This is a genomic window from Nostoc sp. WHI (assembly GCF_015714725.1).
In the GTDB taxonomy this organism is placed as follows: domain Bacteria; phylum Cyanobacteriota; class Cyanobacteriia; order Cyanobacteriales; family Nostocaceae; genus Nostoc.
In genome coordinates, this window is sequence record NZ_WBKM01000015.1 from 1 (window position 1) to 17495 (window position 17495).

Consider the following 17495-nt stretch of genomic DNA (forward strand, 5'->3'; position numbering starts at 1 on the left):
CTCCCCACTCCCCACTCCCCTCAATACAATCCCAACCAGGACAATAAATTTTCCCACCAAGAATATGTCAGATTACCAACACTCAGGTTCATTTTGTTACGAATATCTTGGATTTTCCAGTTGGTTAGTTTAGCCAGAGTTTGCGCCTCTTGTTCAAAACGCTTGGGCAAAGACCGTTTATATTCTCTACCCGCCTGACATTTGAGTTGCCCTTGGAACGGATGTTGCAAAACATAACGCCCTTGGAAAGATTCACTGTTAGCAGTTTGTTGAAATATCAGGTCTTCAGGGAATTTGTCACGGGTGTAGCGGACGTGCAGCCGAGAGATGAAGACATTACTTCTAGGAAAGGAACCACGAAAGCTTGGGCGTGGGGGTACATTACTTGGAGAATTATCATCTAGCCAAAATACGCCTGCTTCCTTGAGTTCCTCTGGGGTTAGGGGATCGGCAGAACAAGGATCGCAACTACCCATATCCCAAGCGTATTCCAAAAAACCAACTTTCCTGTTTTCTTTGGTGTAAACAGTTTGAAACATGGATTTGTAGAATTCACCAAATTCATCTTTGACAAATACGGGAATGTTTACGTCAGAGGGGATTTTCACGGTGCGATAGTTAGTGATTTCTGTCTGTCCTTGGGGCGAGAGGATGTAGACAATCAAATCCTGCTCTGTCGTGGCATTGATCATGCCCAAACGAATTGGCAGCATGAATTTAGGTGACTTGTAGGAAATTTGTAGCGGGCGGAGAAACTGATAGCCAGATTTCTCGAATTTATCCAAGTTGACTTTAGCAACAAAGAATTTCATTGAGGAGCGAATGTAAGGCTGAAGTAATTGTTTCGCACCTCTAGGAATTTTGTAACCATTGCGTTTAAGCCAAGTTTCAAGTCCGCCCGATTCTTTAGCGCTGAGGATCAAAATGTCGTATTCGCCGACGTTGAAACGCGCTTCGACTGTCACACCCAAACTGCGATCGCCCCTTTTCTCAGCTTCTTGACTTCTCGATGCTAATGGCGCTTGTGCGGCTTGTGGTAAGTTATCGCTATAAGCTGAAACGCAAGGATCTGAATCAAAATATTCTACCAATCGCGGTGCACTAAAAGCATCCAAGCGTTCGATAATCTTCGCTTCGGTCACACGAACTTGCTCTTTTTGCAGCACCGTTGGCACAGGTATTACTATTGCAAAATCTTTCACCTCGCCTTGAAAGTCGTTTGCCATTGTCATCACAGTGCGATCGCCTTCTCGCGCTATCACCACCTGAGAAGCTTTGTTATACAATTTTGTATCAGCTTTGGCTACATAAAATCCACAAAATGCCCAAGCTGCGGGTGCAAAGCACAAAACAGCTACAATTGCCAACAATAATGGCGTTAAGAGTCGAAAAATCTTCATTTTATTTTTTAGTGCTGAGTAATGATTTAGTGCTGAGTAATGAGTGCTGAGTGCTGAGTTAGGAGTTAGGAGTTAGGAGTTAGGAGTTATGAGTTAGGAGTGCTGAGTTAGGAGTAAAAATTTCCTCCCCTGCTCCCCCTGCTTCCTCATCTCCCCTTTGCCAAGAAAACCTGGGGGCTAACCAGAGAACATCTAGTAAGATGGTCAATGGTGCAAGGGCAAACAGCGCCCAGAAGACTGCGGTGGAAACAAAGAAATAATTCCGCAGGATAAAAGTTAATCCGGCGATGCACATTGCCCAAACTACGCGCCCAATTCGAGAATTGGGGATCGATCGCGGATCTGTAATCATAAATAGTGCGAACAGCAGCAAAGACCCGCTCATCAATCGATGCCAATAAACATCCCAAGTCCAACCCAGCCAGAGGTTGCGAATCGCTTCTAGTAGAGAGTAAGTACCCAAAAAAGCTGCTGTGGTGTCCCAGCGACCAACGCGCTGCAAAATCATGCCGCCAGTTCCGGCGAATAATAGCCCATACCACCACTCTTCACCCCATTGTCCCGGCGAAACCCAAGCATCAGGGGTCAAAATCAAGGCAGATATGATGCCAAAATTGGCGGGATTAAAGAAATGTTTATCGCCGAATTTGAAGATAAATTTGCTAGCGATCGCAATTGCTGCGGCTATTGCCATTGTTGTCCAGTGATCAGCCCGCAACAATAGGCTCAGTCCCAGAGATGTAATTAAAGCACTGCGAAGATTTGGGCTTTGTCCTTTGTCATTTGTCATTTGTCCTCTGTTGTTTTCCAATGACTGATGACCAATGACTAATGACAATATCCATTGAGTTACAAGACAAGTGGCGATCGCTACCCCAATTAATTCTGGTCGCAGTGTCCAATCTCGTGTACCAATTCCCAAGATTAGGAACAAGCCGAGAAATAAAATTTGATAATCTCGTATATCTTTGAGCAACATTAATCCATAATTCCGGGATTACCCGTAGATTTGTCATCAATCTAAACGAGTGCAAGCTGAAATAATGTTACTGTTACAAATTTTGTTACAAAATAGAGCAGTTCGGAGATCCCCCCAACCCCCCTTAAAAAGGGTGGCTAATATCTCTTTTACCCCCTTTTTAAGGGGGTCGCCGCAGGCGGGGGGATCTTAACCCAAGCGTATTACTACATAGCTCTACTTAATCATTTGTGAACGACTTAAATTACCAATTCTCAGAAAAATCAGGAATCTGAGTCGTATAAATATGACAGTGTGTCTTTTGACATAATTTTACTATTACAGCAAAAATACCACGTGTGGCTGTTTTTACTGGGCGTAAAAGAGAACGTGAAAAAAGATTTTTTGCTGCTAACAGTTGCTTTACCGAGTTTACTGATAGCGTTTCCTGGCTTTGCTGCTGAGAGTGAAATTAAGCAGATAAATACTGATAAATCAACTGAAGTTATTTCAGATATTCCGAGTTTGAGTGAAATCGAGCTACCCGCCACTAATGCCGAATTATTAACTCAACAATCTGCACCGAGTGAAGTTAATCTAGAAACTCAGCCAGAGATCACTGATGAGCCAGACATTTCTCTAGAAGCGATCGCAGAAAAAGATAACCTACCTGAATCTACACCAACTTATGTAATTGATAAAGAAGAAATTCAAAAGCAGGGCGCTACAAGTTTAGCCGATATTTTGAAAAGAATGCCTGGTTTTGCGATCAATGATGTAGGTCATGGTGCTGATATTCACACAGGCACATATTACCGGGGAGCCTCAATTAATCAGTCTGTATTTCTAATTAATGGCAGACCAATTAACAATAATGTCAACACTTATCATGGTGGAACTGACTTAAATAGCATTCCTGTAGAAGCTATTGAGCGAGTAGAATTATATAGCGGGACAGCCTCAGCTTTATACGGTTCCTCAGCTTTTGGGGGAGTTGTGAATATCATCACCAAGGAAGGTTATGGCAAACCTAAGTTGAGTGGTAGCGCCGAATTTGGTTCATTGAGTTTAAATAATCAACAAGTAACTTATGGTGGTTCATCTGATAATGTCAAGTATAATTTTAGCTTTGAAAGGTTCTTTACAGATAACCGTTATCGCGTCCCTGTAGGTGCAGCAAATCGTGATAGTCAGGGGTTTTTATCAAATGCAGACACAGCTACAAGTACTTATTTTGGTAGCATTGGACTAGATTTAGATAAAAAAAATTCTTTGAATTTAGATGTTACTCAACTCAGCAGTCGTCGCGGCTTAATTTATTTTGGTTTCCCTCTCCAAAGAGATAGATTAGACCACGATGGTTTGAATGTTGGCTTATCTTGGAAAACTCGGTTAGGGAATGGGGAAAGCTCCAATCTTACAACCTCAATTGGTTATAACCAAGATTATTTCAGCACTTATGGCCCTACAGGAGCATCATTTTATCGTAGAGGTTCTTTAGATACACAACAACTCACAGCCAGGGTAGATCATGAGTGGAAAGTTACTTCTAATAATAAACTGCGCTGGGGATTAGATTTAAAAAACACCGACTTAATCGGTGATGTTTTGAGTACAAATCCTGATAGGATTGCCACAAACGAAACTGAAGATAGGAGTTTGTTCAATACAGCTTTATTTGCTGTCAATACTTGGAATATTAGCGAGAATTTTCTGATAGATTTAGGGCTAAGGCAAAGCTTTGACAGCCAGTTTGGAAATTATCTCAATCCTAGTGCTGGGTTACGTTATGCCGTCACACCAATAGTAGCAGTGCGTGGAAGTTGGGCAGGGGGACAACGCAATCCTGGGTTAGATCAATTGTATGTTTATGATACAGTTCATGGTTGGAACCCTAATCCTGATTTAAGACCGGAAATTGGCTCTACTTGGACTGCGGGAGTGGATGTTAATTTTTCTGAAAACTTGATTGGACAGTTTACTTACTTTGGTAGTAGTATAGGCGATCGCTTGGGAGTCATCGCCGGAAAATGGGAAAACATTGGGCTAGTAGATACCAATGGTTTAGAGGCAGCTTTGCAACTAAGAATTGCGGCTGGCTGGTCAACTTTCCTCAACTATACTTATACAGATTCTCAAATAAAAACAGGGACAGAGGAAAGTTTACAGTTAGGTTTGATTCCCTACTCTGTACTTCAAACGGGTGTAGGTTATCAAAATGCAGGTTGGCAGGCTAACTTATATGTTACTTACAATAGTGGCGCTCGCAGAGCGTTCTTTACTAACCCTGGTGACAGAACTACAGATTTTGCACCATCTTTTGTAAATTTAGATTTAAGCGGTCGTATACCTTTAACTAGCAATTTAGGACTCACGGTTTATTTAGAAAATTTACTAGGTGAGCAATATGAGCGAGTTAATCGCATATATAGTCCTGGATTTACTTTTCGTGTAGGTTTAAGCTCCAATTTTTAGGTGTTAAATGTAGAGATTTCGCAATTACAAAATCTCTACATTATTGGAAGAAATAGTATTATTGTCAAGTAGTTAAATAAAACTAAAAAGTCAGTAGGCTAATGTATTCTAGCTACTGACTTTTTTTAGATGATTCCAGTAGGTTTTTTCGCTCTACTCCCAATACGGTTCGGATAAGATCCCCCCGCCTGTGGCGACCCCCTTAAAAAGGGGGTAAAGAAGGAGGAAAAAAGCCCCCCTTTTTAAGGGGGGTTGGGGGGATCTCCGAGAGCCAAACATATTAACCGAACCGTATTGGCTCTACTCCTGACTGGAAGCAGAAAGTTGCGATTGAGGTTGTTGGCGTAAACGGCGCAAAGACTCCCGCAATTTGTTCTTTTGCTAATTTCCAGGCATTAGCCCAGAAATCAACTATTAAAGTTGTGGTACATACTGTTGTTTCTCTGGCACCTCAGCGTACTCAGCCACAATTTGGCGGAATTCTTCGCCGTCAATGGTTTCCTTTTCGATGAGCAAATCGACTAAGCGATCGGTGACACTGCGATGGTCACGTATAATCTTCTTAGCGTTTTCGTAGCATTCTTCTACGATCGCTCGCACTTGTCCATCAATGCGGGAGGCGATGGATTCAGAATACTCAGATCGGGTAGTCCAGTCACGACCCAAGAATACTTCTCCCTGTTGGCTTTCTAAGGAAAGTGGGCCTAAGTTTGACATCCCGAACCGTGTCACCATCTGCCGTGCCATTCCCGATAGCTGCTGTAAATCTCCACCAGCGCCAGTTGTCACTTCAGCCGGGCCAAAAATTACCTCTTCGGCGGCGCGACCACCCAAAGCGCCAGTAATCCTTGCTTTCAACTGAGAACGAGAAATTAATCCCTGTTCTTCGTTGGGAGTAAACCAAGTTAAACCCTGTGCTTGTCCTCGTGGGATCAGCGTGACTTTCTGTACTGGGTCATGGTCTTTTAACAAAGTCCCAACTAAAGCGTGTCCAATTTCGTGGTAGGCAATTAAGCGCTTGCTCTTGCTGTCTACTAAAGGAGTACCTTCCATCCCAGCGACTACCCGATCGACTGCATCATCAATTTCGCGGAGGGTGATAGCTTCTTTGCGTCTTCTAGCAGTCAGAATTGCCGCTTCGTTGAGTAAGTTGGCTAAGTCAGCACCAGTGAATCCAGGAGTGCGGCGAGCGATCGCATCCAAAGATACACTGTTGTCTAGTTTCTTATTGCGCGCATGGACTTGCAAGATTTCCAAACGCCCTTTGATATCGGGTGGATCGACTGTTACTTGTCGGTCAAAGCGTCCGGGACGCAATAAGGCTGAATCTAGTACGTCGGGACGGTTGGTAGCAGCAATAATAATGATGCCTGTATTACCTTCAAACCCGTCCATTTCGGTGAGCAACTGGTTGAGGGTTTGCTCTCTCTCATCGTTACCGCCACCGATACCAGCACCCCGTTGCCGTCCTACAGCATCGATTTCATCAATGAAGATGATACAAGGGGCGTTGTCTTTGGCTTTCTTAAACAAATCGCGGACGCGGGATGCACCCACACCAACGAACATTTCCACGAATTCCGAACCGGAAATACTGAAGAAAGGTACACCTGCTTCCCCAGCGATCGCTTTTGCTAGTAAAGTTTTACCAGTTCCAGGAGGCCCAACTAATAGGACTCCCTTAGGAATGCGTGCGCCAACAGCAGTAAATCTTTCTGGCTGCTTCAGGAAGGTGACGACTTCTTGCAGTTCTTCCTTAGCTTCTTCAATCCCGGCTACATCGTCAAATTTGACCCCAGTTTTTGCCTCCATTTGGAAACGCGCTTTGGATTTGCCGAAATTCATTGCTTGACCTGGCCCGCCAGGGAGGTTGCTAGAACGCCGGAACAAAAAGAACAGCCCGGTAATCAATAAAACTGGAAACACGAGATTGCCCAACAATCCCCAAATTGCGCCATCATTCCGCATGGGGTGAGCATCAAAACTAATTGCTTTTTCTTTGAGCTTGGTAATTAACTCAGGGGCGTTAACAGGAAGATCCACCCGCCACCTTTGGATGCGATTTTCGATGTCTTGATCGCGGGCTTCTACAATTGCTGTCCTACCACCTTCATACAGATCCACACTGGTGACGCGATCGGCATTTAAGTATTCTAGAAAGCGACCATAGGTCATGCGGGTATTGGCTGCATTTTTACTCATGTCAGCAGGAGCGCTTGCAAAGGCGCCTTGCCAGAAGAAAAAGCCAATTACCAAAGCAGGCAATGTCCAGAGTACCAGGACTCTCCAGGAGAATTTCATGTTAATTTGCCTCTAGATGCCTATACAACTCATCAGCCTTAGCAACCGAATGTTCATCACCCTGTCACTTGAAGCTGTTAAACGGATGCTTATAAATCCATTTTGTTTAATTTGATCTCTTATATGCACTGCCAATTATGGCAATGCCTGCAAGAATCTTAATCAAAGTTAACTTAATTTTAATACACCTTGGATTAACAAGGAGAGAATTTGTAGAGAGCCATGAGAGAAAAGCTAGCTATCTAAGCAGCAGCTTGGCGTATAGGTTGAAACACGACAGAGTAAACTACCTACGAATTTCCCTGGTGAGCGAGGTGATTTTCTTGCGGCGTGCAACTTTTGAATTATAAAATATGTCATAAAAGATACATTATCTTAATCGGGATAAAGTTTTTTATTGCAACAGTACTAGAGCAAATATACTTTATGAACAAATGGAGAATATAGATATTGTAATTTCAGAATTAGGAGGTTAACTTAAGATGCTATCAACCGTAGAGTATGAAGAACTGAAAGCCAAAATCAAACAATTTAGCCATCAAGCTGCTGAATTAAGCAATCAGTCTGTAAAAATTTCTAAGGTGAATCGCAAAGAAGGACTTGATTTAATGCGAAAAGCCAGAGATGCCAGTATTCAATGTCAAGCATTGATACAAGAGTTGAAAAAACAACAAGTAGCTTAATTACTGGGTAACTTTTAGTAGTAGCTTTTCCTCTACTTTATATTGCAGAAAAATCTTACTAAGAAACTTGGCTCAATTTACTATTGAAATAAAATTAGTTCAGTGAATATACGGTATATTAGGAGAGGGTTTCGTATACCCTTATTCTCCCTTACTTAACTTCTGTTGTAATTTGGAGAGTATAAGGGAGATACTTTCCCTGTTCGTAGGAACCAATCCAAATTTGGTAAGTCCCAGGAAGCCATTCACCAATAATGCCAGAATTTTTGCCGTCAAAATCATCGTTGCACCAAGTACCACCAGGCCCCTTGATAATCATGGTGGTGTCTTCAGGACTTTGCACTTGCAGCTTCAGGTAGTCAAATTTACTTGTTAGAGCTAATGTATGGTCTGGTGTTTCGTCAACAAATCCAGTACAAGGGCCAGTAGCTGTTTCACTCCTTCCGGCTACTTGACTCCCAGATATTGAACCACCACTCATCCCGCGAACTGTCAGGGGGTCTGGGGAAAACTGGGGGCCAATGATGACATCTCCAAATATCGTTGGCGCTTCCTGAGCATCAGTCACAGCATTAACTGTCGATGTGATGAAGAGCGCAACTATTATGAACGATAATCTCATCCCTCTATTGAGCGCTTTTGTCGGCATTGTAATTAGGTTTAGTTCTAAGTGTTTTTGAAGACATGAATTTTACACACCAAGTTCCCAATGTGAGCAGAATTGACTACCTATTTTAGTTAATGATTTCTTGTTCCTACAGTTGCTCTACCTTATGGATAAGGGCGCACGTTTGTGCGCCCCTAAAATCTAAAATTTTTCTAAAATTCGGAAGTAATCGCTAATTAACTTGCGTTATTGCTCTACTCAAACGCGACTTATCTAAACCAATCTGATTTAGTAGTAACCAAGATTGGATCAGGTCTGGGCCATGAACATCTCCAGTTAAGGCTGCTCTGAGCGATCGCATGACCAAGCCTTTTTTGACTTTTTGCTCTTTCACCACTTGTTTAATAATCTCTTGGGCGGCGGCTTCCGAGAGTTGCGGCAGATTTTCTAAAGCTGTGACAATCCCTTCAAGGACAGCAGCAGAACCTTCTTGCTTAAGTTGTGTATTGCCTTCGTCGCTAAATTCAACTGTGGCAGTAAAAAACAGTTGGCTTTGAGCTACTGCATCTACCAGACGAGTCAAACTCTGACTAATTAAAGTTGCTAGCTGTTCTAACCAGGGGCGATCGCGTCCGCCATCAAATTTATACCCAGCCGCTTGCCAATATGGTATGAGTAAATCTGTGAGTTTATCTACTGGCGTATTGTGGATATACTGACTGTTCAACCAATCCAGCTTTGCCCAGTCAAACTTTGCACCTGCTTTATTTACACGCTCAAAACCAAATTCTTTGGCTGCTGTATCTAAGGTAAATATTTCTTGCGTCGAGTCTGGTGGCGACCAACCCAGCAATGTCATGTAATTAACCAAGCCTTCAGCAATAAAGCCCATTTCCTGAAAGTCACAAATGGAAGTGACACCATCTCGTTTAGAAAGCTTGCGCCCTTCGATGTTCAAAATCAGCGGCGTGTGGGCAAACTCTGGGATTTTTGCACCCATTGCTTCATACAGCAAAATTTGCTTGGCAGTATTAGCAATATGGTCTTCTCCCCGGATGACATGGGTGATTTGCATATCGATGTCATCCACCACAACTACAAAGTTGTATAAAGGTTGACCACTACCCTCTTCTGAGGCGCGGGCTACTACCATATCACCACCTAAATCGCTACCTCGCCAAGACATCTTTCCCCTTACTAGGTCATTCCAGACAATTTCCCGCCCATCTTCGATTTTGAAGCGAATCACAGAAGAGCGACCTTCTGCTTCAAAAGCGGCGCGTTGTTCTGGTGTGAGGTTACGGTGACGGTTGTCATAGCGAGGAGCTTCGCCTCTAGCTTTTTGGGCTTCTCTTAGAGTTTCTAGTTCTTCGGAAGTGGTGTAGCAGCGATAGGTTAATCCTTGGTCTAGCAGTTTTTGTACTGCTTCTTTATAAAGATCCAGGCGTTGGGATTGGAAAAATGGCCCTTCATCCCAGTTCAGTCCCAGCCAGCGCAGCCCTTCAAGGATATTTTCGGTGTATTCGGGACGCGATCGCTCTAGGTCTGTGTCTTCTATTCGCACGATGAACTTTCCACCGTGGTGGCGGGCAAATAACCAGTTAAATACAGCCGTTCTAGCTGTACCAATATGTAAGTTTCCGGTTGGACTCGGCGCAATTCTGACTCTGACGGTCACAGTTGATTCTCTCTTTCGCAAAGCATGATAAATGTAGCTTATATTTAAACTCTGAATCCTGAGTCAATCCCTTTGGAGAATTCAAAATCCAAAATTACAATCCCGTTAAATTTATTTGTGGGTTTGTATCCTTTTATGTTTCGGTCAAGCAAATGCAGACTGAGGAGCTACAAAACAACCAATGTCCAATTTGTATATTATTCAGGAATCACTACTCTTGACACTCCCCGACCTGAAGGTGCGGGGATTCTTGATTCAACGAGTCCACTTAGATTAGACCCCTTGCGGTATCTAACCCAGAGGTGGTTCTCTCCTCAAGCGTTAACTTTCCGAGTGCCCCTCGGTAGTTGGATGATTCCAAAATTTGTTTGATTGAAATTCTGATCGCCTAGTCCCCATGAAGATTTTACCTATTCCTGGGCAGGAACTAGAACTATGGAATAGAACCCCATATCTTCAATTGTCAAGGTACAGATTGCCGCTAGGCACTTAGGTTTTTATACAGGTTGATTACCGTTCCTGTTAAAACTAATTTTACCAGAACGTGAAGTAAAGCGTAAACACCTCAAACTGTTTTCATCACGCAGCCTAAAGTACGTAATACGGCGCATAGCGCCTGTTACTCAAGGGTTTTCAACGAGTGTTTTTATAACTTGAGAACGGGACTGACGGGGCTCGAACCCGCAACTTCCGCCGTGACAGGGCGGTGCTCTAACCAATTGAACTACAGTCCCTTGTTTGGCAACTTTGCTATTATCGCTATTTTTTTTCTACTTGTCAAGTGTTTTTGAGTTTGGAGTTAGAAATTATTTTTGCCCCGTCTTCTCAGGCTGCGTAGTTTACCGCCGTAGGCATCGCTCCTTAAGAGAAACTTTTCGTTAAATAGATCCTGATAATACAACCTCGGGCTTTGATTCCAGATATTGTAATATCCGGGATTGCATTTGTTTATACTGCTGCTTTAATAGCTGTTTGCTCACCTGGGCTTGAAAAGTAGGTGGTAGATTCTGACTCTGTTCCACCCAGGTTTTCAACATTTGCCGCTGAGTTGGCTCAATGCGACTGCTGAGAACGTTGGTGCAGGAATGCAGTGCTTCTAGGCTAAAGAAAATCAAAGGGTAGCGTTCATTTTCAGCCAGCAAACTCACCATTCTACGATTTTGAAGATTTTGCATATCTAAGTAGCAGGGTAGCCACTTAGGAGCCAATTGCCGATTGTAGAGTACAGTTACCCACAACAGCATTGGGTGAGGGGATGTGATAAAGATAAACTGGTTGTAACGGGTAGAAAGAGCATAGTTTTTGATTTCTTGTTTAGACAACATCAACAATAGTGCTGTCATAGATCCTTGTACGGTGTCTAGAACCTGGGGAAAAACAATTTCTTGAATTGGTTTATTTTGAGGCCATAAAAGTTGCCGACAGCTTTGTTCTACTGCGATTGGTAATCCAGAACCTAATGAAGAGCTAAGGATGGATCTAGAGGCTAAAATTGTAGGTAGACTTGGACAATTAGACTGTTCTAAATTGTTTAGAGCTTGCAGAATTTGAGCGATATTTTGTGGGCGATCGCAAGATTTTTTAGCAAGACAAGCCATGATTAAATTATTTAGCTTCTGAGGTAATTTAAGAGTGGGTTTGACATCTGCGATCGCTTTTGGTTGTTCAAAGTGATGTGCTTTATACCAAGCACCAAAGTAGTCCGTTTCTGGTTGCCAGGGTTTTTTGCCTGTAAGCATCTCAAACATCATCACACCCAGGCTGTAAATATCAGAGCGACTATCTAATTTTTCTCCATCTAATTGTTCTGGAGAACAATAAGGCAAGGTGCCATTAAATCCCTTACTTGTACTAGCTGTTGATGCATAATTTAAAAATCTCGCAATTCCAAAATCTAGAATTTTCACTAACTGACCCAATATCGGATCTGGAATAACAAATATATTGGCAGGTTTGATATCTCTATGAACTAATGGACACATTTTGCCATCAATGTTAATACCTTGATGAGCGCACTGTAAGGCCAAACAAATTTGGCGGGAGAGAGTCAAAAACATCGGTAATGATAGCGGAATTAAATCCTTTAAACTTTTGCCACATAGATACTCCATAACATAGTATGGTTTTCCTTTTTCATTCACGCCATAATCATACGCCCGGACTATATGTATGCTCTTTTGACTCAAAGCTGCACTCATTAAAGCTTCACGAGCAAAGTCTTGTTGCATCTTAGTATTGACAACAGTCTGAGTCAAAAACTTGATAGCAACTGGTGTTCCTCCTAACAAAATATCATTTGCTAAAAAAACTTCACCCATGCCACCACTGCCAATTAATTGCTTGAGTTGATAACGATTGGCAAGCAAGCCCGTACCACTTGGAGATATAAATGGGCTTTTATTCACTTTGATAACCTCTATTCGTTAGTCCATTTAAAGTTAGCAATACACATATAAAAATATCATTAGGTAATGGGGGCAAGCATTTTTTGATAGCGGACTTTCAAGGATGTGGTAAAAAGTTTAAAAAAATATCCAAGAATTTATCCATCCAATTTTTTAAATCTTCTTTCTCAGTTTTTTCATTTGCAGCTAACTTGTGTAAGATATCCAATTTAACTTTTTCGTACTCTGTTTTTAAAATATTTTTAGCTTGGGTAGGCAAAATTGATTCATTTTGTTGTTGACTAATATCTAAACAATCTATAAGTTGCTGGCGCTGATTAGGTGTGAGGCTTAAAGTTGTTACATGGGAGCAAAGGTTTGGCTCTTCTAAAGTAAACAATAATAGATGATAGTAGCCTACTTCTGCTAAACTACGTGCTATATTCTGCCCTTTACTATCTTTTAAATCCAGAAAGTAAGGTAGCCACTTAGTCAGACAAAGCTGGACATCGTATAGTACTGTTACCCATAATAGCATTGGGTAGACATTCATTTTACTGATAAATTCGGTACTATGAATTTTGTCCAAAAACTTTGCAATTTCTTGCTTAGGCAACATTGCCCAAAAAGTTGGGATGAGTCTTTGAGGAGTATATAACAAATGTGGAAAACCAATTGCACCAATTGGTTTGTTTTCAGGCCATTTTTTTTGCAAACACTCTTTTTCTAATAAAAATGTTGCAGGTACTAACTGCACTGGAAATGAGAGTTGAATCCTATTACTACTAGTACTATTATCGTTAAGCTGATTATTAACAGCTTCTAAATCCTTTAATATTTGGTTGATATTTTGGGGGCGATCGCTTGCTTCTTTAGCTAAACAACTCATCAACATTTTTTGTAATAACTGGGGTATTTTGACTTGCGGATTTACTTCCTCAACTGTAGGTGGAATTTGAAAGCGATGTGCTTGATACCATACACCAAAGGAGTTACTTTTTGTCTGAAATGGATGCTTTCCGGTCAGCATTTCAAACATTAGTACTCCCAAACTGTAAATGTCAGAGCGAACATCTAGCAATTTGCGTCCTTCCATATGTTCTGGAGAACAGTATGGCAAACTGCCAATAAAAGAATCTGTCAGCGTCATCCCACTTCGCTCTGTTAAAAACTTGGCAATACCAAAATCGAGTATTTTGATAATTTCACCTTGTTTGCTATCTTCACTAATGAATATATTTTCTGGTTTAATATCCCTGTGAACAACAGGATAAATCTCTCCTTTGAGGTTGATACCTTGATGAGCACATTGTAAGCCCAAACAAATTTGATTACAAATCTCTAAAAACTTTGATATTGTTAAAGGCTGAATTTTGAGAATCTGTTTGAGATTTTTACCTTGGAGATATTCCATAACATAAAAAGGAATTTTCTCCTCAGTGACTCCATAACTGAAGAGACGAACAATATGTTTGCTTTTGCGGCCTAATTGAGCGCCAATAAAAATCTCTCTGGCAAAGCGTTGGGACATTTGCTGGTTTGCCAAACTAAGTGATAAAATTTTGATTGCGATCGGCATACCATCTTTAACAGTATCCTCTGCTAGGTAAACTCGACCCATCCCCCCTTTAGCAATCAAATCTCTGATTAAATAGCGATTGTTTAGAAATTGTCCAACGTAATCGTCTGGTTCTACTTTTTGCCCTACCATATTCTCAATTTTACTTTGTGTCATAAAAATTATTTATGAAAAATAGTGCTGGCAAAATACTTTAACAAGTCTAACTAATTATTAATTTTCAAATCTCAGTAAATATCAGAGTGTTTACATAAATAATTATCTAATTTAAGAACCAAGTTTGCTTTCTTAAGCATGGAGCATTTATCTGTAAAAGCTCCTAAGTATTATGTAACATATTTCTTAAGCAACACGGTTGAGAAATTACACTGAAACTACAAACAAGCTAGATAAATTTACCTGAACGAGTCCGTGAATACACAGAAACAAGCTTCAAATAAATAAATAGAAGTAAAGGCAATTGCCTTTACTGCTGTACAGTTATCGATTGAGAGTCGGGAGTAAACGGCGTAATAATCTGATTAGTGGCGTTTCGATTTTGATTTTAAAGGCTAATATCTGGGTGCGTTGGAGTGAGTTAAAATTATTGTCGCTGACGAGAATTAATGATTGCTGTCCATCGGATAGTTTAGGGCCAAGAGTCAAGCCTTCAATGTTGTCTAGCTGTACATCTAGGTTTCTCAAATCTAACAGCAGTTTTTTCTGAATTGGTTTAATATTCCTAAAATCAACTGCTAACAAACTATCTATATTATAAATATTATCAGCTCCTTCTAAGGAAACCTGAAACAGGAAAATAGCAAATCCTAAACCAGTAAAAGACCGTTCTAAACTTAGGAAGTGTCCTTGATTATCGAGTGCCAGTAAATCAGGTAATCCACTAGCGAATTTGCCCGTCAAATTCAAAAACGGTGTCACCGGTTCAGTTTGGTAAAGAAATTCCTTTTCTGGCTGGTTGGTGAGTAAGTTGTATTGCAAAATCCTACAAGGAGTACCTATCTTGGGTTTAGCTACGACACCATCTTGAATTAGAGCATTTTCGGTAGCTGTAAATAGATGCTTTTCGTTGGGTGTGATGGTGAGGCTTTCAAAAGCTAAATTGTTGCGGATACCTTGTTGACTACTTTTATCTGGCAAAAATTTGTTTGGTATGGGAAGTGTTGTAATTTCTTTACCAGAAGATAGTAAAAACTCTTTAATAAAAGGATTGATTAATCTTTCAGCATCGCCTTCAGAAGAAATCAACACAGTCGCTTTATTAGTTAATGCAATACCTTCTGTATCACTTTCACCAGGGCGCAATGTTTGGCCATTTTCATTTAATAATGTGGTAACGCTGACAGGAATAACTCCACCTTTTTGTAGGGAACCCTTGCTTAAGTCGATTTTCAGGGTGTAGAAACGGGCGGCAGCTTTTTGTCCACGGTCATCAGAAATAGCATAATAAAGGTTGTTTTTTGCATCATAGGTAATTCCAGATAAACCTCCAAGTTCAGTTTTTTTAAAGATTAAACCTTTCGGTAAAGTAGCTTCTCCGATAAACTCTATGCTACTGATCTCAACAGCATTTGACGGTAAGTTTGTGAATAAGAAAATAATAATTAGAATCGGGGTAAAGAAGTAAATAATTCGTGGGGATGTGAAGATTTTTTTAATTAGCTGCATAGAGTTTTATGGTGAAAGTGTAAACATTACAAACAAAAGACCACGCTCAAGGATGTAATATGCGTTAGGGACGCACAGCTAGCTGTGCGTCCCTACAAATAACATGTATTCTACTCAATTGAAAAGGTTTAGAAAATACGAAACTACTTAAGCTAGTCGCAAATCATATTCATCTTGGAAAAAGTTGACGAGCCAATCTTTGACTCTGCGGGTGGCACGGCAGTCATCTTCGTTGTAGCTTTGGATAATTTCTAGTAAGGTGCGATCGCCTGTTTCTAACCACTGATCATACCAGTAAATACACTTGGCACCACTAGCTTCTTTTTCCCGCCACTCAAATCCTAACCAACGAGCGATCGCTTTCAGGGCATAGCTTTCTACTGGTAATGCTACACTTTGGGTTAATTGTTCATACACATCCACAAACCGACTCAGTACAGGACGCACTAAGGCGTGAGGAGTGCTGTAAAGCCTTGCCAGCCGTTTGACTGTATCAAACTCGTAGACACAAAAATGATAGATTGGCGCTTCGGGATATTGCCAAACCAAATCCAAAAATTGCTGCCAAACTAATTCCTCCTCTTCTGGTTTATCTGCTAAAAAGGAATAAAACTGTTCTGTGTTGGCAAGTCTATCAACGACTAAAACCCCCAAAAGATAATTTAAATCTAAGTCTGGCTGTGCTTCAATATCAAAGTAAAGCTCTATGGGTGCTGTGAATGTGATATCTTCTACTGGAAGCGGGTAGGGTAAAATAAGCGGTCGTTTTTCCAGTGCAGATTGAGCTTGCACTATTAGCTTGGGCGCTACTTCCTTATCAAAACCAAGTAGATTTTCTAGGGTGGTGGGACTGGTGTTAGCGAGAGATTCTAGTGTGGTGATAGCTAAAGCTTGGAGTTGAGTGTAGCGAATGGGTGTTACACCTGGTAACAGTGAGAGATGTTTTTCCGATTGTGCGATCGCATAACATTGACTATACCAATGGCAAAGATTACACTTTTGCCTAGCAATAAACACCTCTGGCGGATTCGGTAACTCTAAAACTTGAATAAACTCTTCTAAAATCTGCTGCATCTGTGGCGTCCATTTGAACAAATCCACCGCATAACTTCTATCTTTGGTTCGCAATATGAGCGAAGCTGTTTCAGGTGCAACTCCCTGCACTGTTGCCAACACTTGGGCATGAAATGCAGCGACAACTTGATATTCTTGCTTGGGACGCTTACCGAGTTCAATATTAGCCGGGACGTAGAGCCAATCTCCAAAATGAGATTGTCCTGGTTGTTTCACAAGTAAATCTGGACGACTTAGCAGGGTGTATGCTTCAGAATAAGTTGCTGATAGTACTCCCTTATAGATATACTCAACCCCACGTTGCATCAATTCTAGAGTTGCCTTCTCTCCCTTTTCCCAGTTTCCATAAGAATAATCTGGTTGTTGATAACTCATCTGTGCCAAAGCACTCAGCTGATGAGCGCTTTTGTCCTGTTGCAGTTTCCACAGCAACTCATTAGGAGCATCACGCTGACTTTTGTCGCCGTGGATATCCAAAAAAGGTCGGCGTTTACAGCGTTGGTATTGCAGTAGGAGTTCAGCATTGATTAGCATCCTTTTAAGTTAACAAGAATTAGCACACTGTGGGCATAAATCAGACAATTAAAGTTTTTAAGTAGCGATACCTTCTCTGCGTTCGCGCAGCGTGTCGCAGACAGACGCTACGCGTAGCTTCTCCGACAGGAGAAGGGTACGGTGGGCTACGCCAACA

11 protein-coding genes and 1 tRNA gene are annotated in these 17495 nt (G+C 41.4%); 2 read left to right on the forward strand and 10 right to left on the reverse strand.

What is annotated here, in order from left to right; genetic code table 11:
• Positions 1–20: 20 nt before the first annotated feature.
• Positions 21–1400 (reverse strand): DUF2330 domain-containing protein, encoded by a 1380-nt coding sequence (locus F8S12_RS01305; protein WP_196514426.1) that lies wholly within the window; start codon positions 1398–1400, stop codon positions 21–23.
• Between the two features lie 79 nt (positions 1401–1479).
• On the reverse strand, positions 1480–2379 hold the full coding sequence (locus F8S12_RS01310) for an RnfABCDGE type electron transport complex subunit D (RefSeq protein WP_196514427.1): 900 nt from the start codon (positions 2377–2379) through the stop codon (positions 1480–1482).
• Positions 2380–2748: 369 nt separating this feature from the next.
• Here F8S12_RS01310 and F8S12_RS01315 point away from each other — a divergent pair, with 369 nt between their 5' ends.
• Positions 2749–4833, forward strand: a complete 2085-nt coding sequence (locus F8S12_RS01315) for a TonB-dependent receptor plug domain-containing protein (RefSeq protein WP_196514428.1) — start codon at positions 2749–2751, stop codon at positions 4831–4833.
• A gap of 414 nt (positions 4834–5247) precedes the next feature.
• Here F8S12_RS01315 and ftsH2 read toward each other — a convergent pair whose 3' ends face one another.
• Positions 5248–7134 (reverse strand): ATP-dependent zinc metalloprotease FtsH2, encoded by a 1887-nt coding sequence (ftsH2, locus tag F8S12_RS01320; RefSeq protein ID WP_196514429.1) that lies wholly within the window; start codon positions 7132–7134, stop codon positions 5248–5250.
• A 482-nt stretch (positions 7135–7616) separates the two neighbouring features.
• Between ftsH2 and F8S12_RS01325 the strand changes: the two genes are divergently transcribed.
• Entirely contained in the window at positions 7617–7817 is a 201-nt protein-coding gene (locus F8S12_RS01325; RefSeq protein WP_196514430.1) for a hypothetical protein, read from the forward strand.
• A 151-nt stretch (positions 7818–7968) separates the two neighbouring features.
• Here F8S12_RS01325 and F8S12_RS01330 read toward each other — a convergent pair whose 3' ends face one another.
• The 7 genes from F8S12_RS01330 to F8S12_RS01360 all read right to left on the reverse strand — a co-directional run bounded on the left by F8S12_RS01330 (position 7969) and on the right by F8S12_RS01360 (position 17338).
• Complete coding sequence (locus tag F8S12_RS01330; RefSeq protein ID WP_196514431.1) at positions 7969–8466, reverse strand: hypothetical protein; 498 nt, start codon at positions 8464–8466, stop codon at positions 7969–7971.
• Between the two features lie 190 nt (positions 8467–8656).
• A complete protein-coding gene (gltX, locus tag F8S12_RS01335; RefSeq protein WP_196514432.1) occupies positions 8657–10102 on the reverse strand; it encodes a glutamate--tRNA ligase in 1446 nt (481 codons plus the stop codon).
• 660 nt (positions 10103–10762) lie between these two features.
• Positions 10763–10836, reverse strand: a tRNA-Asp gene (locus tag F8S12_RS01340).
• Between the two features lie 144 nt (positions 10837–10980).
• A complete protein-coding gene (locus F8S12_RS01345; protein WP_196514433.1) occupies positions 10981–12507 on the reverse strand; it encodes a serine/threonine protein kinase in 1527 nt (508 codons plus the stop codon).
• Positions 12508–12604: 97 nt separating this feature from the next.
• A complete protein-coding gene (locus F8S12_RS01350; RefSeq protein WP_230967716.1) occupies positions 12605–14221 on the reverse strand; it encodes a serine/threonine protein kinase in 1617 nt (538 codons plus the stop codon).
• 324 nt (positions 14222–14545) lie between these two features.
• Entirely contained in the window at positions 14546–15730 is a 1185-nt protein-coding gene (locus tag F8S12_RS01355; protein ID WP_196514434.1) for an esterase-like activity of phytase family protein, read from the reverse strand.
• Positions 15731–15877: 147 nt separating this feature from the next.
• Positions 15878–17338: a TM0106 family RecB-like putative nuclease gene (locus F8S12_RS01360; protein WP_196514435.1), complete on the reverse strand. Its 1461-nt coding sequence runs from the start codon at positions 17336–17338 to the stop codon at positions 15878–15880.
• Positions 17339–17495: the final 157 nt, after the last annotated feature.